General features: G+C 70.4%; 20 protein-coding genes. 14 read left to right on the forward strand and 6 right to left on the reverse strand.

Features of this window, described 5'->3' with window-relative positions:
• Positions 1-4 precede the first annotated feature (4 nt).
• Entirely contained in the window at positions 5-1,252 is a 1,248-nt protein-coding gene (locus OG395_RS45800; RefSeq protein WP_327248201.1) for a helix-turn-helix domain-containing protein, read from the forward strand.
• Positions 1,253-1,270: 18 nt separating this feature from the next.
• Here OG395_RS45800 and meaB read toward each other — a convergent pair whose 3' ends face one another.
• Genes meaB through mutA form a run of 3 tightly spaced genes read right to left on the reverse strand, consistent with a single transcriptional unit; the run spans position 1,271 to position 6,342 of the window.
• Positions 1,271-2,269: a methylmalonyl Co-A mutase-associated GTPase MeaB gene (gene meaB / locus OG395_RS45805; protein ID WP_327248202.1), complete on the reverse strand. Its 999-nt coding sequence runs from the start codon at positions 2,267-2,269 to the stop codon at positions 1,271-1,273.
• Positions 2,270-2,281: 12 nt separating this feature from the next.
• Positions 2,282-4,483, reverse strand: a complete 2,202-nt coding sequence (gene scpA / locus OG395_RS45810; protein ID WP_327248203.1) for a methylmalonyl-CoA mutase — start codon at positions 4,481-4,483, stop codon at positions 2,282-2,284.
• Positions 4,483-6,342, reverse strand: coding sequence for a methylmalonyl-CoA mutase small subunit (gene mutA, locus OG395_RS45815; RefSeq protein WP_327248204.1), 1,860 nt, complete (start codon positions 6,340-6,342; stop codon positions 4,483-4,485). Before mutA ends, scpA begins: the two co-directional genes overlap by 1 nt.
• A 638-nt stretch (positions 6,343-6,980) precedes the next feature.
• Here mutA and OG395_RS45820 point away from each other — a divergent pair.
• The 6 genes from OG395_RS45820 to OG395_RS45845 all read left to right on the forward strand — a co-directional run bounded on the left by OG395_RS45820 (position 6,981) and on the right by OG395_RS45845 (position 10,814).
• The gene (locus OG395_RS45820) at positions 6,981-7,394 is read left to right on the forward strand and encodes a DUF6325 family protein (protein WP_327249671.1); all 414 of its coding nucleotides are present in this window, start codon (positions 6,981-6,983) and stop codon (positions 7,392-7,394) included.
• Positions 7,395-7,476: 82 nt separating this feature from the next.
• A complete protein-coding gene (locus OG395_RS45825; RefSeq protein WP_327248205.1) occupies positions 7,477-7,794 on the forward strand; it encodes an SHOCT domain-containing protein in 318 nt (105 codons plus the stop codon).
• A gap of 124 nt (positions 7,795-7,918) precedes the next feature.
• Positions 7,919-8,716, forward strand: coding sequence for a tyrosine-protein phosphatase (locus OG395_RS45830; protein WP_327248206.1), 798 nt, complete (start codon positions 7,919-7,921; stop codon positions 8,714-8,716).
• A 107-nt stretch (positions 8,717-8,823) separates the two neighbouring features.
• Positions 8,824-9,807: a hypothetical protein gene (locus OG395_RS45835; RefSeq protein ID WP_327248207.1), complete on the forward strand. Its 984-nt coding sequence runs from the start codon at positions 8,824-8,826 to the stop codon at positions 9,805-9,807.
• Positions 9,808-9,866: 59 nt separating this feature from the next.
• Entirely contained in the window at positions 9,867-10,271 is a 405-nt protein-coding gene (locus OG395_RS45840; protein WP_327248208.1) for a J-domain-containing protein, read from the forward strand.
• A 42-nt stretch (positions 10,272-10,313) separates the two neighbouring features.
• The gene (locus OG395_RS45845) at positions 10,314-10,814 is read left to right on the forward strand and encodes a GNAT family N-acetyltransferase (RefSeq protein WP_327248209.1); all 501 of its coding nucleotides are present in this window, start codon (positions 10,314-10,316) and stop codon (positions 10,812-10,814) included.
• Positions 10,815-10,886: 72 nt separating this feature from the next.
• Here OG395_RS45845 and OG395_RS45850 read toward each other — a convergent pair whose 3' ends face one another.
• The 3 genes from OG395_RS45850 to OG395_RS45860 form a co-directional block, all read right to left on the reverse strand.
• A complete protein-coding gene (locus OG395_RS45850) occupies positions 10,887-11,276 on the reverse strand; it encodes a VOC family protein (RefSeq protein ID WP_327248210.1) in 390 nt (129 codons plus the stop codon).
• Positions 11,277-11,433: 157 nt separating this feature from the next.
• On the reverse strand, positions 11,434-12,285 hold the full coding sequence (locus tag OG395_RS45855; RefSeq protein WP_327248211.1) for a VOC family protein: 852 nt from the start codon (positions 12,283-12,285) through the stop codon (positions 11,434-11,436).
• A gap of 640 nt (positions 12,286-12,925) precedes the next feature.
• Positions 12,926-13,291, reverse strand: coding sequence for a DUF6479 family protein (locus OG395_RS45860; protein ID WP_327248212.1), 366 nt, complete (start codon positions 13,289-13,291; stop codon positions 12,926-12,928).
• A 313-nt stretch (positions 13,292-13,604) separates the two neighbouring features.
• On the opposite strand from OG395_RS45860, the gene OG395_RS45865 reads away from it, so the two are divergent.
• The 7 genes from OG395_RS45865 (at position 13,605) to OG395_RS45895 (ending at position 20,644) form a co-directional block, all read left to right on the forward strand.
• Complete coding sequence (locus OG395_RS45865; RefSeq protein WP_327248213.1) at positions 13,605-13,784, forward strand: hypothetical protein; 180 nt, start codon at positions 13,605-13,607, stop codon at positions 13,782-13,784.
• A complete protein-coding gene (locus tag OG395_RS45870) occupies positions 13,781-14,167 on the forward strand; it encodes a hypothetical protein (protein WP_327248214.1) in 387 nt (128 codons plus the stop codon). Before OG395_RS45865 ends, OG395_RS45870 begins: the two co-directional genes overlap by 4 nt.
• Positions 14,168-14,266: 99 nt before the next feature.
• Complete coding sequence (locus OG395_RS45875; protein ID WP_442818677.1) at positions 14,267-14,833, forward strand: 2Fe-2S iron-sulfur cluster-binding protein; 567 nt, start codon at positions 14,267-14,269, stop codon at positions 14,831-14,833.
• The gene (locus OG395_RS45880) at positions 14,830-15,816 is read left to right on the forward strand and encodes an FAD binding domain-containing protein (protein WP_327248215.1); all 987 of its coding nucleotides are present in this window, start codon (positions 14,830-14,832) and stop codon (positions 15,814-15,816) included. The genes OG395_RS45875 and OG395_RS45880 overlap by 4 nt, the downstream gene beginning before the upstream one ends.
• Positions 15,817-15,834: 18 nt before the next feature.
• Positions 15,835-17,934 (forward strand): xanthine dehydrogenase family protein molybdopterin-binding subunit, encoded by a 2,100-nt coding sequence (locus OG395_RS45885; RefSeq protein WP_327248216.1) that lies wholly within the window; start codon positions 15,835-15,837, stop codon positions 17,932-17,934.
• A gap of 593 nt (positions 17,935-18,527) precedes the next feature.
• Positions 18,528-18,995, forward strand: a complete 468-nt coding sequence (locus tag OG395_RS45890; protein WP_327248217.1) for an ATP-binding protein — start codon at positions 18,528-18,530, stop codon at positions 18,993-18,995.
• Positions 18,996-19,216: 221 nt separating this feature from the next.
• The gene (locus tag OG395_RS45895; RefSeq protein WP_327248218.1) at positions 19,217-20,644 is read left to right on the forward strand and encodes an NADP-dependent succinic semialdehyde dehydrogenase; all 1,428 of its coding nucleotides are present in this window, start codon (positions 19,217-19,219) and stop codon (positions 20,642-20,644) included.
• Positions 20,645-20,691 lie beyond the last annotated feature (47 nt).

The following is a 20,691-nucleotide window of genomic DNA, read 5'->3' on the forward strand; positions in this document are numbered from 1 at the left end:
GGTCGTGCTGTTCGCCGCCAACCGCAGGGTGCGGCCGTTCTCACCCGACGAGGTCGACCTGCTCATCTCCCTCGCCAACCACGCCGCCCTCGCGATCGAGAACGCCACCCTCTTCGAGGAGGTCCGCAAGACCGCCGCCGTCCATGAACAGCTCACCGCCGTCGCCCTCGACGGCGGCGGACCGACGGGACTGGCCACGGCGCTCGCCGAGGTGCTGCGCGGCAGCGTCCTCGTCCTCGACACACAGGACCGGCCACTCGCCGCAGCCGGCGCCGCACCACCCGAACGGGCAGCTCTCGTGGCGGAGATGGCACAGGCGCGAGAGCGTCGCAGCTCCGCCGTACGCGGAACCGCCTGTGTCACCCCGATCGTTGCCGCCGACGAGCACCTCGGCACGCTGCTGTTCGTACGCGGCGGACTCGACGCCTCCGACATCCACGCCCTCGAACGGGCCGCGCAGGCCGCCGCGTTGATGCTGCTCGGCGAGCGCACGGTCGCCGAGGTGGAGCACCGGCTGCGCGGCGAGATCCTCGACGACCTGCTCGGCGCCCCGCACCGTGACCCCGAAGGGCTGCGCCGCCGGGCCGCGCTCGTGGGCCTCGACTTGGAGCGCCGCCACGCGGTGCTGGTGGCCCGTGGCGGGGACCACGGAAGACGCCGTCGCGTCACGGAACTGGCGGGCGGTCATGCGGCCGGCTCCGGCGGTGTCGCGGGCGAGTACGGCGGCAACACCGTTGTGCTGCTGCCCGGCGCCGACGATCCCGGCAGCGCCGCCCGCACCCTCGCCGAAGCCCTGACCACCGCGACCGGACACCCCGTCACAGTCGGCGCGGAGCGGGCCGCACCCGGCGCCGCGGCTGTCGTCGAGGCACACCGTGACGCGGCCCGCTGTCTGGACGTACTGATCGCCCTGGACCGCGCCGGCGAGGGAGCCTGCCGCGAGGACCTCGGCATTCACGGCATCCTGCTGGGCCCCGCGGGCCGCGACGAACTCGACCGGTTCGTCCGCCGTACGATCGGCCCGCTGGTCGACCACGACGCGACCCGCGGCAGCGATCTCGTGCGGACCGCGCTCACCTACTTCACCTGCGACGGCAATCTGGGCCGTACCGCCACCGCTCTGTACATCCACGTCAACACGCTCTACCAGCGCATCGACCGGATCTCGGCGCTCCTCGGCCCGCAGTGGCGCCACGGCGACCACCGGCTCCAGGTCCACCTGGCCCTCACCATGCACCGCACGGCGGGGTGAGGGCCGAGGAACCGCGGATCAGCCGTTGCGCGTCTCGCCCCGGAACGCGGCGAGGATCTCCTCGGCGGCGAGTGTCGCCGTCAACTCGCCTTCGCGCACGCGCTGTTCGAGAGCCGGCGTGAGGGCGCGGACTTCGGGATGGCTGCGCAGACTGTCCAGCAGCTCGTCCCGGACCATCGTCCAGGTCCAGTCGACCTGCTGCTCGCGCCGTTTCGCGGCGAGCCGCCCCGTCGAATCCAGCAGCGCACGGTGCTGCTCCAGCCGCTCCCACAGGGTGTCGAGACCGGTCGATTCTCGGGCGCTGCACGTCAGCACCGGGGGAGTCCACGCCGCGTCGGCCGGGTGCATCAGCCGCAGAGCGCCCGCCAGTTCACGGGCCGCCGCACGCGCGTCCCGCTCGTGCGGACCGTCGGCCTTGTTCACCGCGATGGCGTCCGCCAGCTCCAGGACACCCTTCTTGATGCCCTGCAGCTGGTCACCGGTACGGGCCAGCGTGAGCAGCAGAAAGGTGTCGACCATCTGGGCCACGGCCGTCTCCGACTGGCCCACGCCGACCGTCTCCACCAGCACCACGTCGTAACCCGCGGCTTCCATCACCACGATGGACTCCCGGGTCGCCTTGGCCACCCCGCCCAGTGTCCCGGCGGTGGGGGAGGGGCGTACGAACGCCGCCGGATCGACCGCGAGCCGTTCCATCCTGGTTTTGTCGCCCAGGATGGAACCGCCGGTGCGGCTGGAGGACGGATCGACCGCCAGCACCGCGACCCGGTGCCCGAGCCCGGTGAGCATCGTGCCGAGTGCGTCGATGAAAGTGGACTTCCCGACTCCGGGCACCCCGCTGATGCCGATGCGCCGGGCGTTGCCGGACTGCGGCAGCAGCTCGCGGAGCAACTGCTGGGCCAGCGCCCGGTGATCGGGGCGGGTGGACTCGACGAGAGTGATGGCGCGCGCGATGTGCGCCCGCTTCCCGTCGAGCACTCCCTTCACATAGCTGTCGATATCGATCGTCGGAGCCATCGGGTCAGCGGCTCACAGCTCATGGCCGAGCGCGGCACCGAGGCGCGTCACCAGATCGAAGGCGGCGTCGGGGATCACCGTGCCGGGAGGGAACACAGCCGTCGCACCCGCCTCGTGCAGCGCCTCGACGTCCTGCGGCGGGATCACCCCGCCCACGACGATCATGATGTCGTCGCGGCCCTCGGCGGCCAGCTCCTCACGGAGCGCCGGTACGAGGGTGAGATGTCCGGCCGCCAGCGAGGAGACACCCACGATGTGGACGTCCGCCTCGACCGCCTGCCGCGCCACCTCCGCCGGCGTCTGGAACAGCGGGCCGACGTCGACGTCGAAGCCCAGGTCGGCGAAGGCCGTCGAGATCACTTTCTGACCCCGGTCGTGGCCGTCCTGGCCCATCTTGGCGACCAGGATGCGCGGACGGCGCCCCTCCGCCTCCTCGAACCGGTCGACCAGCGTCCGGGTACGGTCCACGGAAGGTGACTCCCCAGCCTCGTTGCGGTACACACCGGAGATCGTACGGATCTGGCCGGCGTGCCTCCCGTACACCTTCTCCAGAGCGTCCGAGATCTCGCCGACCGTGGCCATCGCGCGGGCCGCGTCGACCGCGAGCGCCAGCAGATTGCCGTCGAGGCACTGGCCGGGACCGCGCTCGGCAGCCGCCGTCAGCGCTCGCAGCGACGCCTGGCAGGCCCCCTCGTCGCGCTCCGCGCGCAGCCGCCGCAGCTTCTCGATCTGCTGGGCGCGCACCGAGGAGTTGTCGACCTTGAGCACATCGATCTGCTCATCGGTCTCCACCCGGTACTTGTTGACGCCGATCACCGGCTGCCGCCCGGAGTCGATCCGGGCCTGCGTACGGGCCGCGGCCTCCTCCACCCGGAGCTTCGGGATGCCCGCGTCGATGGCCTGCGCCATCCCGCCCGCCGCCTCGACCTCCTCGATGTGCTGCCACGCCCGTCGCGCCAGGTCGTACGTCAGCTTCTCCACGTACGCGCTGCCGCCCCACGGGTCGATGACCCGGCCGGTACCCGACTCCTGCTGCAGCAGCAGCTGGGTGTTCCGGGCGATCCGCGCCGAGAAGTCCGTCGGCAACGCGAGGGCCTCGTCGAGGGCGTTGGTGTGCAGCGACTGCGTGTGCCCCTGGGTGGCGGCCATCGCCTCCACACAGGTCCGTGTGACGTTGTTGAACACGTCCTGAGCGGTGAGCGACCATCCCGATGTCTGCGAATGGGTGCGCAGCGACAGGGACTTGGCGTTCTTCGGGTCGAACTCCTTGACCAGCTTCGCCCAGAGCAGCCGGGCCGCCCGCAGCTTCGCGATCTCCATGAAGAAGTTCATGCCGATGGCCCAGAAGAAGGACAGCCGCGGTGCGAACGCGTCGACATCGAGACCGGCGTCCCGCCCGGCCCTCAGATACTCCACTCCGTCCGCGAGGGTGTATGCCAGCTCCAGGTCGGCCGTCGCACCCGCTTCCTGGATGTGATAGCCGGAGATGGAGATCGAGTTGTAGCGCGGCATCTTCTGCGAGGTGTACGCGAAGATGTCGGAGATGATCCGCATCGAGGGCTTCGGCGGATAGATGTAGGTGTTGCGGACCATGAACTCCTTGAGGATGTCGTTCTGAATGGTCCCGGCCAGCTTCTCGGGCGGTACGCCCTGCTCCTCGGCGGCCACGATGTACAGCGCGAGTACGGGGAGCACCGCGCCGTTCATCGTCATCGACACCGTCATACGGTCCAGCGGAATGCCGTCGAACAGCTGGCGCATGTCATAGATCGAGTCGATCGCCACGCCCGCCATGCCGACATCGCCGGTCACCCGCGGATGGTCGCTGTCGTAGCCGCGGTGGGTCGGCAGGTCGAAGGCGACGGAGAGTCCCTTCTGCCCGGCCGCGAGGTTGCGGCGGTAGAAGGCGTTGGACTCCTCGGCCGTGGAGAAGCCCGCGTACTGTCGGATCGTCCAGGGCTGGTTGACGTACATCGTCGGGTAGGGACCGCGCAGATAGGGGGCCATACCGGGGTAGGTGCCGAGGAAGTCGAGCCCTTCCAGGTCACGCCCGGTGTACAGCGGCTTGACCGAGATGCCCTCCGGCGTCTCCCACAGCAGATCACCTTCGGGGTCGCCGGTGGACTCCTTCACCGCTGTGCGCCACTGGTCCTCGGACCCCTCGGCGCCGGCGCCGGGCCCGAGTTCGATGTCGGAGAAGTCGGGGATCCGCATTACGCCACACCCATACGGTCGAGAACGGAGGAGAGCACGGCCACCACATCGCAGCCCGCGAAGACGTACGCGTCGACATCGGGATACTCGGCGGGCCGGCCCGCGAGGAAGACCTGCTGCGCACCGGCCGCGCGCAGCGCCGAGGCCACGGCACCGGCCTGCTCGGCGTAGAGCGCGTCGCTGGAACAGAGCACCGTCACACCTGCCCCACTGGCGGCGAAGGCTCCGGCGGCCGTCGACGCGTCCACCGACAGCGGGTCGTGCACGGGCTCGATCCCGCCCGCCTGGAACAGGTTGGCGGCGAACGAGGCTCGCGCGGTGTGTGCCGACGCGGGTCCGAGCGCGGCGAGGAACACCCGTGGGCGGCTGCCCGTCGCCGCCAGATGGGCGTCCGACCGCGCGCGAAGCGCCTCGAACGCCTCGTCACGACGGACCACGGGCAGACCGCCCGACGCGCCGGCGGCGCCGGGAGCCGTCTCGCGCTCCAGCTGACGCTCCGCCAGCTGAGGGAACTCACTGACCCCGGTGATCGGCTCCTTGCGCCGAGCCAGATCCTTGCTGCGCGCCGCCCAGGTGGCCGCCAGCCGCTCACCGACCAGGCCGGAGCCCAGCGCCGAGGCCTGGCCGCCCGCGCGCTCGATCTCCTGGAAGAACGCCCAGGCCGCGTCGGCGAGTTCGGATGTCAGTCGCTCCACGTACCACGAGCCGCCCGCCGGGTCGATGACCCGGGCCAGATGCGACTCCTCCAGCAGGATCGTCGACGTATTGCGGGCGATGCGCCGTGCGAACGCGTCCGGCAGGCCCAGCGCGTGATCGAACGGCAGCACGGTGACGGAGTCGGCCCCGCCGACTCCCGCGCCCAGACACGCCAGCGTCGTCCGCAGTATGTTCACCCATGGATCGCGCCGCGTCATCATCACCGGCGACGTCACCGCGTGCTGACGCTGCGCACCGGCGCCCGGAGCCCCGCACACCTCGGCGACCCGCGCCCACAGCCGGCGCGCCGCCCGCAACTTGGCGATGGTCAGGAACTGGTCGGCCGTCGCCGCGTACCGGAACTCCATCTGCGCGCAGGCCGCCTCGACGGAGAGCCCCGCCGCGGTCAGCGCACGCAGATAGGTCACACCCGTGGCCAGCGAACTGCCCAGTTCCTGGGCGGCCGAGCCACCGGCCTCGTGGTACGGCAGCGCGTCCACCGTCAGAGCCCGCAGCCCGGGGTACTCCTTCGCGCACCGCTCCGCCCAGTGCACGGCGGCCGTCAGGTCCGGAGCATCGCCGCTGCGCGCCGCCTGCCCCAGCGGATCCGCGCCGAGACTGCCGCGCACCGATGCCGCGGCAACCCCGCGCCCCTGATACAGCCGGAGCAGTTCCGCTGCCGCGGCGTCGAGTTCACCGCCCGCGTCGATCGCGAGGGGAGCCAGATCGAGGTGGACACCGTCCAGCGCCCGCGCCAGACCGGACACCGGCACACCCGAGGTACCGCCGACGGTCAGCCACAGGGACGTGGCACCGTTCTCCAGATCCGCGAGCACGGCCTCGTTCAGCCGGGCCGGATCCGTCAGGCTGTGCCGCTGCCTCACGTCCCAGCCGCCCGCCGCGTTGCCCGCGGCCTTGCTGCCGCGGGTGAAGGGAGCGAAACCCGGATATCCGGCATCGGGCGCGTCATCGCGCGAGGTGTAGAGAGGGCGGGTGATGAGCCCGTCCTCCACCGTGGTGGACAACGCTTCCTCGGCGGCCGAACCCGAGACATCCTTGCCCGACTTGCGCAGCACACCTTCGACAAGGCTCTGCCACTGCTCATGGGCTGGATCAGGGAACTCGGCGGCCAACGAAAGCCCGTCAGCAGGCAGGACCGTCATGCCTGGATGCTAGGCGAAGGCTCAGATGAGCAGCAGGGGGACCGCCTGTGACCTTGCCCTCTCTCAACGCGCTTGATCCAGTACGGACAGTGGCGTAGCCGGAGAGCCGTCAAGACCTCGGTGCTTCCTGAATCCTTGTTGGCATGTGCGCCATGAATTCGCTTCCCGCATCGCAATTGCGAGATCATTCTGGGAGTCATATCGCATGTGCGGTCCTGTGTGATTGGGTGGGCGTGCGTGTCTGCTGGGGGGCTTTCCCGCGCCCGCCACTGGGTGGACGCCGGAGGGGCCGCGACCCCTCGCGACGAAAGCGGCTGTCGTCCCACTGGCGGCCGGGACCTGGCGCGTTCCGAGGACGAAACGTATGGCCTCACCCTGCGCGCCGTAGCCGCGTTCCGCCTCGGCGTCACCTCGCCGGCCTCGCACGGTCGCGGTGGCGCCCGGACGCCCCGGACCGGCGCGCTCTTCCCGCACCTGGGCCCCCTGTCCAGCGCGGCGTACGCCCCGTCGCCTTCTGCCCGGGCGGCCACAGAGGTCGCCGCCGCAGGCAAATTGTCACAGTGCGACAGTAAATGACCGAAGTTATGCTGCAGACATTCCATCCCTCAGGAGAGGAAACGCCCGTGGCTGTGGGACCAGTGGAGTACCTCGTCGTCGCATTCCCCGGCAGTCGTTTCACCGGGGCCATCGCGCCGGCGCTGGCGGACGCGGTCGCGTCGAAGGCGGTGCGGATTCTCGACCTCACGTTTGTGTACCGCGCCGAGGACGGCACGCTCGAATTGGTCGAACTGGAGGACCTGGACCCTGATGACCTGGTGTCCTTCGAGCCGGTCGAGGGAGTGGTCAGCGGCCTGCTGAACAGCGAGGACATCCGCGCCCTCGGAGAGAGCGTTCCGCGGGGCAGCTCCGCCGCGCTGATCGTGTGGGAGGACCTGTGGGCGGTACCGCTCACGGAGGCCGTTCGCGCCTCGGGCGGCCGGCTGGTGGCCCATGAGCGGATCCCGGCCGACGTCGCGGAAGCGGCCGTGGCCGCCTCCGGTTCCGCCGGCTGAACCCGCCCCGCCCGCCAACCGTCGTCATCACCGCATCGCACTGGAAGGGGCGCACATCATGCCGATTTTCCGAGGACCGGGCATGAACCGCCGCGGACCGGGACTGCTGGGCACCGTGGCGCGCACAGCCGCCGTCGCCGGAACCGCATCGGCGGTCGGTGGACGGGTCCAGAGGCGTCAGCAGGCGAAGTGGGGAGCCCAGGAGGTGGTCGCACAGCAACAGGTGGAGGAACAGCGGGCCGTACAACAGCAACAGTCCATGCAACAGCAGATGGCACCGTCCGCGCCTGCGGCGGACGACCTCCTCGACCGACTGGAACGGCTGGCCGAGCTGAAGAAGCAAGGCGTTCTGACCGAAGCCGAGTTCGAGGCGCAGAAGGCGAAGATTCTGGCAGGCTGACCCGGCCGCCGCCCACCGCCCCGTTCCCGGCGTTTTCCTTTGTCGATCTCCCGGCAGTCTGCGAGTTGATTCGGCCGAGCCGAATCAATTCATCAGCCGTGTCCGGGGTGAGGGGAAGTTCATCGTGCAGACCGCCAGGCCCGTTCCGGCAGCCACCGTCATCAATATGCGCGACCTCGGCGGCATTTCGTTGGGTCCCGACCGCCGCGTCCGGCCCGGTGCTGTAGTGCGCTCCGGTCAGCTCAGTGAGCTCGACACGGTGCACGACCCGGCAGTGACCGCCCTCGGTATCCGCACGGTCGTCGACCTGCGGACCGCGGATGAGCGCACGTCGGCCCCGGACCGTCTGCCGCCGGGGGCCCGGCTGTTCGTCGCCGACGTCCTCGGTGACAAGCCGGGTGTGGCACCCGCCCGGCTGCGCGCGTTGCTCGCCGACCGGGTGGCCGCGGACGAATTGCTCGGGGGCGGAAAGGCCGAGGAGCTGTTCGCGCAGACATACCGGCAGATGGTGCTGTCGCCGGGCGCCTCGGCCGCGTACCGGGCCTTCGTCGAGACGGCCGCGGACGACAGGGCCCGTCCGGTGCTCTTCCACTGCACGGCGGGCAAGGACCGCACCGGCTGGGCCACCGCGTTGCTCCTGCTGATGGTCGGGGCGTCGCGCGAGGTCGTACGTGCCGAGTTCCTTGCTGTGAACCCGGTGGTGCGGACCGCCTTCCGTCCGTATGTGCAGGGCTTCCTGGACGCAGGGGGCGACCCGGAGATCGCCGCCGCGATCATCGAGGTCCGCCCCCGCTATCTCGACGTAGCCCTGGATGCCATGGACGAGCGGTGGGGTGGGCTCGACGGATATGTGCGCGACGGGCTGCGGATCCCCGAGCCCGTGGTGGAGCGGCTGCGGAGCCGTCTCGTGGTCTCCACCTGATCCCGGAACCGGCCGTCGACAGGGCATCCGCGGGTTGACTTGATACCCCTAGGGGGTATGTTGTTGACCTGTTGGAAGCGCCCGCTTCCCCGTCGATGGAGGCCGTCATGAACAACGGACTGAAGATCACCGTCTTTGCTGCCGCGCTTGCCGCGACCTTCGGGACGGCGTACGGCGTCGGTAAGGGGGCCGACCCGCTGGTCTCCACCGGCGCTCACGCGCCGCAGCAGCACAGCGGCCACGGCGCCACCGAGCGGGACGGCGCCACCGAGCCGGACGGCGCCGCCGAGCGGGACGGCGCCGCCGAGCACGGGCCCGGCGGACTGCAGATATCCGAGGACGGCTACACGCTGGCGCTCGAAACGCCCGCAGTCGCCGCGGGCGGCCGAACCGGGATCCGGTTCGCGATCGAGGACGACGCCGGTCGCAAGGTCACTGCTTTCCGGCGCGAACACGGCAAGGAACTGCATTTCATCCTCGCCTCGCGCGACCTCACCGAGTACCGGCATCTGCACCCCGTCCGCGCGGCCGACGGCACCTGGTCGACCTCCGTCGATCTACCGAAAGCCGGTGACTACCGGGTATTCGCGGACTTCACCCCGGCCGCCGAAGGCGCCGAGAACCTCACGCTGGGCGCGGCTCTCCCGGTCTCCGGCGCCTACCGCCCCGCCGCTCCGCCCGTCGCCCGCACCACGGCCGAGGTCGAGGACTACCGGGTCGCCCTCGGTGGCGAACTCCGGGCCGGCCGGGAGAGCGAACTCGAACTGACCATCAGCCGCAACGGAAAGCCGGTCACCGATCTGCAGCCCTATCTCGGCGCTTACGGGCACCTGGTCGCCCTGCGCTCGGGCGACCTCGCCTATCTGCACGTCCACCCGAACGGCGGCGGTCCCGGACCGGCGGTCTCCTTCACGGCGACGGCGCCCAGCGCGGGCACGTACCGCCTGTTCCTCGACTTCCAGCACGAGGGCAAGGTCCGCACCGCCGCCTTCACGGTCGAGGTGGAACCCTCGGTGAGGTCCCGGACCGGGGCGAACAGCGGGCACCAGAACAGCGGGCACCAGCACCAGAACAGCGGGCACCAGCACTGAGGGGCCGCCCCTCGGTATCGTGGGGGGCGGGATCATGGAATCTCCGAGAGGGGCGTACGGTGACCGAGCGCAAACCCCCGGGCGTCAGCTTCGAATCATGGGTCGACAAGCAGATCCGCGATTCCGAGGAGCGCGGCGACTTCTCCCAACTGCCGGGTTTCGGCAAGCCGCTGCCCGATATCGACCGCCCGTACGACGATGCCTGGTGGATCAAGGCGAAGATGCAGCGCGAAGGCGTATCGGTGCTCCCGCCGGCACTGGCCCTGCGCAAGGAGGCGGAGGATGTGCGCGAGGCGGTGTCCGGAGCCCGTTCGGAGGCCGAGGTGCGCCGGATGCTCACCGAGGTCAACGCGAAGATCGAGGCGGCGATCCGGCGGCCGCCGCCGGGGCCGCTGCTGAATCTGCGCCCGTTCGACATCGACGCGGTGGTCGGGGAGTGGCATGCCGGACGCGGCTCGGTGTAGGTAGGGGCGGCGGCCTGTCTCCTGATGCGTAATACTCCCTCTATGAGATCGAGTGTTACGCCGTCGAGTGGCGAGGCGGGTCGCGGTGCGGTGCGGGTCCGGCGGGCGACGGTGGGCGACGCGAAGCGTCTCACCCGACTGGTCAGGAACTCCCGTGCCTACGAGGGGCCTTATGCGCCCATGGTCGCCGGATACCGGGTGGGAGCCGACTACATCGAGACCCATCGGGTGTTTGCCGCCGTCGAGTCGGCAGAGTCCGGTTCCGGCCGCCTGCTCGGCTTTTACTCCCTGATCCTCGACCCCCCGGAACTGGACCTCATGTTCGTCGCCGACGACGCCCAGGGCCTCGGGATCGGCCGCCTGCTCATCGGGCATCTGCGCGGCGAGGCGCGGAATGCCGGACTCGCCGGCGTCCGCATCGTTTCGCATCCGCCTGCCGAGGGCTTCTACCGCAGTGTGGGTGCCCGGCGGACCGGCACCGAGGCGGCCCGTCCGCCCGCCGTGATGTGGGACCGGCCCGAGCTGATGCTCCCGGTCGGCTGATGGACCGCACGAGGCGTTCAGCCGGGACCCGGATACCCGGTCCCGGCTGAACGCCTCGTGTGCCGGGCCCCGCTACGAGGCGAAGCCGCCGTAGGGACGCGTGATGATCTCCATGGCATGGCCGGAGGGATCCAGGAAGTAGATACCCCGGCCGCCGTCATTGTGGTTGATCTCGCCCGGATGCTTCCGGTGCGGATCGGCCCAATAGGTGATCCCGAGATCCTTGATGCGGGCGTACGCCGTGTCGAACTCCGCCTCCGAGGTCAGGAAGGCGTAATGCTGTGCGATGATCGACTCGGTGGGAATGGTCGCGAAATCCAGCGTGACCCCGTTCGCGGTGGCGACCGGGATGAACGGACCCCATTCCGCGCCGATTTCCAGACCGAGGATGTTCGCCAGGAATTCGGCGGATTCCCGGTTGTCCCGGGCGTGAATGATGGTGTGATTCAACTCGACTGACACTGTGGAATGCCTCCAACGGGCATCTCACGGGCACCTCCACGCCTCACCCGGCCGGTGACCGACGCGCGATGCCGTACTCAAGATCGTAGGCGAGCCGGCGCCGGGCCGTCGAGTGAGTACGCGGGAGGGGATACGGAACAGTTCCTTCCCAGCCGGTCTACGCGTCCTCCGCCACCTCCGTGACCTCCACGATCTCCGCGGTCGGGTTCCGGACGTCCGTGACGGTGAACAGTCCACCGTCCGGATCCAGCAGCGTGGCCTCGCTGCCCTCGGTCGTCGACCGCTCCTCGACGACCGAGCCGCCGTGCTCGCGCGCCGTGGACACCGCCGCCGCCACATCGTCCACCGGGAAGTGGACCTGCCAGTGCGGACGGATCAGCGGATCGGGTGCCGCCTCGACCGCCCCCGAGCTGATGCGGGCGAGCTGCCTGCCGCCGCACTCCACGATGACCTCGTCCTTTGCGTACGACACCTCGCAGCAGCCGGGGCGTCCGGTCGCCCAGTCGAGGACCTCACCGTAGAAGATCGCCGCTTCGAAGGCGCTCCTGGTGCGCAGCCGGAGCCATGCGTGCGAGTAGTTGTCCGGCGCCGGGGGAGAGGTCGCCGGCGCCGTGCGCTCCCAGAAGCCGAACACGGCGCCGTCGCGATCCGCCGCCAGAGCCCCGCGCCCCTTGCCGAGGGCCAGCGGCCCCACCGCGACCGTTCCGCTGCGTTCGCGGATGCGCGAGGCGGTCACGTCCGCGTCCGGGACGGCGAAATAGGGCGTCCAGACGACGGCGACCTGATAGGCGGTCGCCACCGCGGCGATGCCGGCCACGGGCACGTCGTCGCGGCGCGCTACGGAGAATTCCTGCCCCAGCTTGCCCGCACGGAAGGTCCAGCCCAGGACGGCGCTGTAGAACCCCTGCGCCGATTCCAGGTCGCGGGTCATGAGGTTGACCCAGCAGGGGGCCGCCGACCCTGTGAGCGCAGCCGGCGCGGACACCGTCCTGGGTTTGCTTCCGGTCATGGTCCCACTGCCTTCGTCGGGTCTGCGGCATGCGTGTGCCGGTGGCCGTCGGGCCTCTACCAGCCTCACTTCGGTCGCTCACTCCCGCAACACGCGCCGGGTCCGTCCCCTTCCGGCGGGCAGCAGGTCGCACTCCGCCCGGGGGCGGCGCACAGCAGGGCGACACCGAGGACGATCAGTCCCGCGCCATACCCGCTGGGGACTCCTGGTCGTTCGCGATCAGAGCCTCGAAGCCCCGGAAGAACGACACGCAGCTGCGGACGGCGAAGATGCCCACCGCGCCGCAATGCGGCCGGCAGGAAGAGCGCCACGTGCACGGTGGCGCGGGTCCTGCGATCTGACCGGACCTGGTTCACCGGGCCCCGAAGCGGGGAAGGCAGGATGCCGTCACCTGCGACACGAGCGGCGGCCCGGGCACATGGCTGCGCGGGGCGACGACGTCCCACCTTCTGCCGCAGCCGTGTGCGGATGTCGGTGACACGCGCCGGCGCGTGGGCAGCAGAAGCTCGCGGAGATGTGCGGCGGTCGGACCGGGGGACCGGGAAGAGACACCCATGGATCCGCCGACGGGCCGGGCAGGACAGTGTGCCCGTGCTTCCCCCGGTCACGGGGGGTGGAGCCGGTCGCGTCGGATTCCGTTTCAGTCGCGTGGCTCGTCCTTCTCCCGGGGAATGGGCTCGCTCCCGTGCTCCCGGGGAATGGGCTCGTTCCCGTGGTCACCGAGTTCGTAGGGCCAAAGTCCCCGTCCGTCGGCTGGAAAGCTGTCGTCGCCGTGGATGTCATGCTCTTCGAGGTGGGTCCGGTGGTCCGGCCGCGGCGGCTGCTCGTCGGGCCGGGGCGGCGGCAGTTCCTGGTCCCGGCGCCGCATTCCCAGCCAGAAAGCACCGATCAGCATGGCCACCAGGGCCACTCCGACAATCGGCATCACCACCCCGGTCGCGCCCCGTCCGTCCGCAAGGGGCAGGGCCAGGGCCAGGGAACCGAGGGCTCCGTTCGAAACGTCCATGCATGCCGAATACCCCGGCACGAGGATGTCACTCGGTAATGTCTGTCAATTCATGTTTTAAGTGGATATAGGTTGAAAAAAGTTTCGTTGCTCGGTGGTCCTGATGGCCGGGCGGCGGACATGCTGTTCCTCCCCCTGGCGGAGCGGTCTGTCCGGACGTCGTTTTCCGTCGGGTCCGGTGGCTCGGGCGTCACGGCTGCCGCGCACATCCGCCACCGTCCTTCTCGTGTCGCCGACACCCAGTTGTGGGGTGAGCCTGGAGAGGGCTCCCGATTCACCGATCAGTCCGTGGCACGGTGCCGCGGGAGCAGCCGTGCTCGGGAACCGCCGGGCGGCCGCCGTCTGCGCCGGACTCGCGCTGCTCGCGGGTTCGGCCCGCATACGCTTCGGGATCTTCGCGGCCGGCATCGCGTCCGCCGAGGATCCGGTCCACGGCGTCGGTCCCCGGCGCGGGGACGTACGGCAGAACTCCGAGCGGAAGGAACCCCGGTGAACAGCACACAGTCGCAGACGGAGGAGAACCGGTACGGAAAGGAGGTGTCGGTCGCCATCAGCGGATGCGCGAAGGATGACGCACGAACGGTCTTCGACGTCCTGCGGGCCGCCTTCGCCACTGACCGGGCCTTGGTGGATGTGCCGCAGGACCTGGCGGGAAAGCGCCCCACGGTATGGACCATGACCGTCGACGTGTCCGAGGCGCTGGTGGTCTCGGGTCCCGTCGCGCTGGGCAAGCCCGTGAAGGTCGATGTGCAGGGCGGTTACTGGGCGGTCGAGGAGCTGAGGAAACACCTGGCGGACGCCTTCACGGTACAGGTCGTCGGAACGGTCTCCGGTGACCAGGAGGAGGAGGTGCGCCTGCGGCTGGAGAGCCGGTAGGGCGCAGAACTGTACCGGCGCGGGGGCAATGAACCGGACAAGTCGAAGCGCATCTGGTACAAAGCACGCAAAAGTCACAGTGATGAGAGGTGTGCGCGAGTGGATCCCACCAGCGAGCGGGAGAACAGTTCCGGACAGCTGGGGGAGACCCGTCACCGTTCCGCCGTGGCGCTGCACATCAACGGCGCGGAACGGAGCCTGACACTCGATCACCGCACGACCGTCCTGGACGCGCTGCGCGAACATCTGGGCCTCACAGGCGCCAAGAAGGGCTGTGACCACGGCCAGTGCGGGGCGTGCACCGTCATTGTCGACGGCCGGCGCGCCAACAGCTGTCTGCTGCTCGCCGTCGCGCACGACGGGGCCCGCATCACGACTGTCGAGGGCCTCGCCGACGGTGACCGGCTGCATCCCGTCCAGGAGGCATTCCTGGCCAGGGACGCCCTGCAGTGCGGCTACTGCACACCCGGTCAGATCTGCTCGGCCGTCGGCATGCTCGGTGAAGCAGCGGACGGCTTCCCGTCCCACGCCACCGAGGGCGGAGAGGACGGCTCCGCCCCGGCGCGGCTCACCGCCCCCGAGATCCGGGAGCGGATGAGCGGCAACCTGTGTCGCTGCGGCGCCTACCCGCGCATCGTCGAAGCGATCGAGGACATGGCGCCGTGAAACCGTTCGGATATCTGCGCGCCCGCACCACTGACGAGGCGGTCAGCGCGATGACCCGACACCCGGGGGCAGTCTTCCTCGGCGGGGGCACCAATCTGATCGACCTGATGAAGCTCGGTGTGGCGACCCCGGATCTCCTCGTCGACGTCAGGGGGCTGCCACTGGACCAGGTGGCGGACACCTCCGACGGTGGTCTGCGCATCGGTGCGACCGTACGCAACAGTGACCTCGCCGCCCACCACGCCGTGCGCACCCGCTACCCCGCCCTGTCGCAGGCACTGCTCTCCGGAGCCTCCGGGCAGCTCCGCAACTCCGCCACGACCGGCGGAAACCTGTTGCAACGCACCCGATGCCCGTACTTTCAGGACATCTCGAAGCCATGCAACAAACGGGTGCCGGGCATCGGCTGCCCCGCCCGTGAAGGCACCCACCGCGACCTGGCGGTCATCGGCCACTCCGAGGCATGTGTCGCCACCCATCCGTCGGACATGGCTGTTGCCCTGGCCGCCCTCGACGCCACGGTCCAGCTGTACGGCCCGGACGGCGAGCGGAGCGTTCCTGTCACCGACTTCCACCGGCTGCCGGGAGACACTCCTGACCGCGACACCGTGATCCGGCCGGGCGAGCTGATCACCGAGGTGCTGTTGCCGCCGCGTCCGGAGGGCGCCGTCTCCGTCTACCGCAAGGCCCGCGACCGCGCCTCCTACGCCTTCGCGCTCGCCTCCGTCGCCGCGGTCGTCACCGCCCGCGACGGCCGCATCGAGCACGCAGCACTGGCCTTCGGCGGGCTCGCCCATCGCCCCTGGCGCGCCCGCGCCGCGGAAGAGGTCCTGCGGGGCGCCACCACCACCGACGACACCTTCACCCGGGCTGTGGACGCCGAACTCGCGGCCGCCCGGCCGCTGCGCGACAACGCATTCAAGGTGGAGCTCGCCCGCAGCCTGGCCGTCGACGCGCTGGCCGCACTCACCGCCCGCAACTGAGGAAGTGGACTTCCCACCATGAGCGACGCGCCCGAGCCGCTGGGCAGCCCCGTGGTCCGCCTCGAGGGCCGGGACAAGGTCACCGGCGCCGCCCGCTACGCCGCCGAGCACACTCCACCGGGCTGTCTGTACGCCTGGCCCGTACCGGCCACCGTCGTACGCGGCCGGATCACGGCGATCCACGCCGACGAGGCACTTGCCCTGCCCGGCGTGCACACCGTCCTCACCCATGAGAACGCCCCGAAGCTGAAGCAGCCCGACGACCCGGTCCTCGCCGTCCTCCAGGACGCCTGGGTCCCGCACCGGGGCCGGCACGTCGCGCTCGTGGTGGCCGACACCCTCGAATCGGCCCGCGCCGGAGCCGAGGCCGTTCGCATCGAGTACGAGAGTGTCGGGCACGATGTCCTGCTTGACGAGGACCACCCGGGCCTGTACACACCGCAGACGGTGAACGGTGGATACCCAGCCGTTCGCGAACGGGGCGACTTCGACCGCGCCTTCGCCATGTCCCCCGTACAGATCGACGCCACATACACGCTCGGGCCCCTCCACAACCACCCCATGGAACCGCACGCCGCCACCGCCCATTGGACGGACGACGGGCAGCTGACCGTGTACGACTCCAGCCAGGGCACCGGAACGGTTCGCGACACCCTGGCCACCGTGTTCGGGCTCCGGCCCGAACAGGTCACGGTCGTCTCCGAACACGTCGGCGGCGGCTTCGGCTCCAAGGGCACCGCGCGCCCGCAGGCGGTGCTGGCCGCCATGGCCGCGCGCCACACCGGACACCCCGTCAAGCTCGCCCTGCCGCGGCGCGAACTGCCCGCCGTCGTGGGCCACCGCGCCCCCACCGTGCAGCGCGTCAGACTCGGCGCGGAACTCGACGGCACCCTCACCTCGCTCGCCCACGAGATCATCACCCACACTTCCACGGTCAAGGAGTTCGTGGAACAGGCAGCCGTACCGGCCCGCACGATGTACTCGTCCGGGCACAGCCGTACCGTCCACCGGGTGACCGCCCTGGACGTGCCGAGCCCCTCGTGGATGCGGGCACCCGGCGAGGCCCCCGGCATGTACGCGCTGGAGTCGGCCATGGACGAGCTGGCCGTGGCCCTCGGTATCGACCCCGTCGAACTGCGCCTGCGCAACGACCCCGCGCACGAACCCGACACAGGCCGCCCCTTCAGCAGCCGTGGCCTCGCCGCCTGCCTGGAGGAGGGAGCCGCACGGTTCGGCTGGTACGACCGCGACCCGAGCCCCGCGGTCCGAACGGAAGGCCCACTGCTGCTCGGCACGGGCGTCGCCTCCGCCACGTACCCCGTATACATCGCCGGCTCCAGCGCCTCGGCACACGCCGCCGCCGACGGCACCTACCGCATCAGGATCAATGCCACGGACATCGGCACCGGCGCCCGCACCGTCCTCGCGCAGATCGCGGCGTCCGTGCTGGACACCCCCGTGACCGACGTCCGGATCGACATCGGCAGCAGCGCGCTGCCCGAAGCGCCCCTGGCCGGCGGTTCCGCGGGTACGGCCTCCTGGGGCTGGTCCGTGCACAAGGCGTCCACCGCCCTGGTACGCCACCTGCGCGAGCGCACCGGACCTCTGCCCGACGAGGGCCTCACGGTCACCGCCGACACAGCGGAGGAGACGGCCGTGCAATCCCCTTACGCACGGCATGCGTTCGGCGCGCACTTTGCCGAAGTCGCCGTCGACAGCCGTACCGGTGAGATCCGGGTGCGCCGCATGCTCGGCGTCTTCGCCGCCGGGCGCATCCTCAACTCCCGTACCGCACGCTCCCAGTTCATCGGCGGCATGATCATGGGGCTCGGCATGGCGCTGACCGAGGGCAGCACGATCGACCCCGTCTTCGGCGACTTCACGCAGAACGATCTCGCCTCCTACCACGTGCCCGTCTGCGCAGACGTCCCGGAGATCGAGGCGCACTGGATCGACGAGGACGACCCGCATCTCAACCCGATGGGCAGCAAGGGCATCGGCGAGATCGGCATCGTCGGGGCCGCGGCCGCCATCGGCAACGCGGTGCGGCACGCCACCGGAGCCCGGCTGCGCAGCCTCCCGCTCACTCCGGACAAGCTGCTGCCGTATCTGCCCTGACGCCCGGTGAAGCGCGGGCGGACCGCTGGTGGCCGTTCGACGCCGGATGGAAGCCGCAGGGCGGCCGGAGCGTGGGCATCGTGCCGGTCGGCGCCCCGATGGCGCTCGGACTCGCGGCACTGATCTCGCTGCTGACCGTGGGCCGTACTCGCCTGCTCCTGGCGGTACTTCGAGGAGCCGCACCGACGGCACGCCGGTCGTTCCCCGCCTCGGGGGGGCCGGCGTGGCTGCCGGCCGTCGCGCTCGCCGCCCATGCCGTTCGGTGTCCCGCGACATGGTCGGCAGACCGGTGGGCGGAGCCGCTGCGTCACCCTCACCGGGGGCACATCGGCGGCTGCGTGGCCTGTGCACTCATGGGCATGACACTGCTCGGCACGCTGGTTCTGCCCGCCCTCTTCCTGGGCCGAGCATGGCTTCCGGGACTGTCTCCCCGCCCCGTGGCCACGGCCCCGTCGGCCGACGTGTTGCGCAACCGGTCCTACCGGGTCACCCTAAGGAGTGACCTAACAGTGACATCTGCTCACTCTTTGTGTTCGGGGGGTCGTTGGTTCAACGGGCGAAGCAGGTGGGCCTCGATGTGAGGAGCCTCGACGATGACCGTTCCACTCGACCGGCACTATCTGGTCGAACTCCAGGTATCGGCAGAGCGCGTTACCCAGGTGCGACGGATCGTCGCCGCGCATCTGCGCCACTGGAGCCTCGAACTCCACATCCGGCCGGTGTGCCGGGGCGTGGAGGAGCTGCTGACCAACGTCCACCGGCACGTCGGTGACGACAACCATTGCGTCGTCGAACTCCGCTGGTCCGGACGGCACCTCACGGTCTCCGTCGCGGACAACAGTTCGGAGATGCCGCGGCTGCTCAGCACCGGCGGCGGTGGTCTCAGCCGTGTGATGGCCCTGAGCCACAGCTGGGGCACCTGCCGGACTCTCGACGGCAAGGTCGTCTGGTTCACCCGCTACGCCGAGGCGCCGCGGAGTACCGACCTGCTGCCCCGCACGCCGCTGCCCGGGGTGGACGAGTTCCTGCTGCCGCCCGTCTCCGAGCCCGCCCTCGTCTGACGCGGCCGCCGCTGCCGGCCCCACGAAACGGGGAGCGCACATCCCCAACCCGGACCGGTACGCGGGTCCGTACGCGACGAAGACAGCCCTGCCCACCGGCGCGGATGACGTGCTCACAGCACGCATGGTCCGCGCCGGTCGGGTACCCGCACGAGGGCCCGCGTTGCGCGACGGGGCGTGGCGCGGCACGGTCGAAGGACCGAGGCAAGGAGGCCACAGTCATGCCCATCGCGACGGTCGACCCCGCGAACGGCGAGACCCTCAAGACGTTCGACGCACTGGGAGCCGCGGAGATCGAACGCAGGCTCGCGGCCGCGGACACCACTTTCCGGGAGTACCGCACGACCGGGTTCGGCGAACGGGCCCGCCTGCTGAACCGGGCCGCCGACCTCCTCGACGAGGACCAGCAGAACATCGCCCGCACCATGACCACCGAAATGGGCAAACCCGTCAAGGCAGCCCGTGCGGAGGCCGCGAAATGCGCCAAGGCCATGCGCTGGTACGCGGCCGCCGCCGAGGGACTCCTCGCGGACGAGCACCCGTCGGCCGGCGATGTGGGCGACGCCGGAGCCTCCCGGGCCTATGTCCACTACCGTCCGCTGGGCCCCGTCCTCGCCGTGATGCCGTGGAACTTCCCGCTCTGGCAGGTCGTACGGTTCGCGGCCCCCGCGCTCATGGCCGGCAACGTCGGCCTGCTCAAGCACGCGTCGAACGTCCCGCAGACCGCGCTGTACCTGGAGGACCTGTTTTGCCGGGCGGGATTCCCGGCAGGCTGCTTCCAGACGCTGCTGGTCGGTTCCGGGGCGGTCGAGTCCATCCTGCGTGACCCCCGGGTCGTCGCCGCCACCCTCACCGGGAGCGAGCCGGCCGGCCGTGCGGTTGCGGCGATCGCGGGTGACGAGGTGAAACACACCGTGCTGGAACTGGGTGGCAGCGACCCGTTTCTCGTCCTTCCCTCGGCCGACGTGCGGCAGGCCGCCCGTACAGCGGTGACCGCCCGGGTGCAGAACAACGGCCAGTCCTGCATCGCCGCCAAACGGTTCATCGTGCACACCGATGTGTACGACGAGTTCGCCGAGGAGTTCACCGCGGGAATGCGCGCTCTGAAGGTCGGCGACCCGCAGCAGGAGTCCACGGACATCGGCCCCCTCGCCAGCGAACAGGGCCGCACCGACATCGAGGAGCTGGTGGACGACGCCGTACGGCAGGGAGCGACCGTGCTCTGCGGTGGCAGCCGGCCCACCGGTCTGGGCGCGAGGCTGGACCGCGGCTGGTTCTACGCCCCCACGGTCCTCAGCGCGATCACCCCGGCCATGCGGATCCACCGCGAGGAGACCTTCGGTCCCGTCGCCACGCTGTACCGGGCCGCCGACCTGGGCGAAGCCGTGACCCTGGCCAACGACACCCCCTTCGGTCTCAGCTCCAACGTATGGACACGTGACGCCGACGAAAGCCGTCAGTGCGTGCGTGATCTGCAGGCGGGTGGTGTCTTCTTCAACGGCATGACGGCCTCCCACCCCGCACTGCCCTTCGGCGGGGTGAAGCGCTCCGGCTACGGGCGGGAGCTCGCCGGGCACGGGATTCGCGAGTTCTGCAATGCCACGACGGTCTGGTACGGCCCCGAGGCGGACGAAAGCCGGTCCGCATAGCTGCCCCGTGATGCCGGCCCGTACTGCTTGCGACCCTGTCGAGGAGA

It is taken from the genome of Streptomyces sp. NBC_01320 (genome assembly GCF_035974375.1).
In the GTDB taxonomy this organism is placed as follows: Bacteria; Actinomycetota; Actinomycetes; order Streptomycetales; family Streptomycetaceae; genus Streptomyces; species Streptomyces yanii.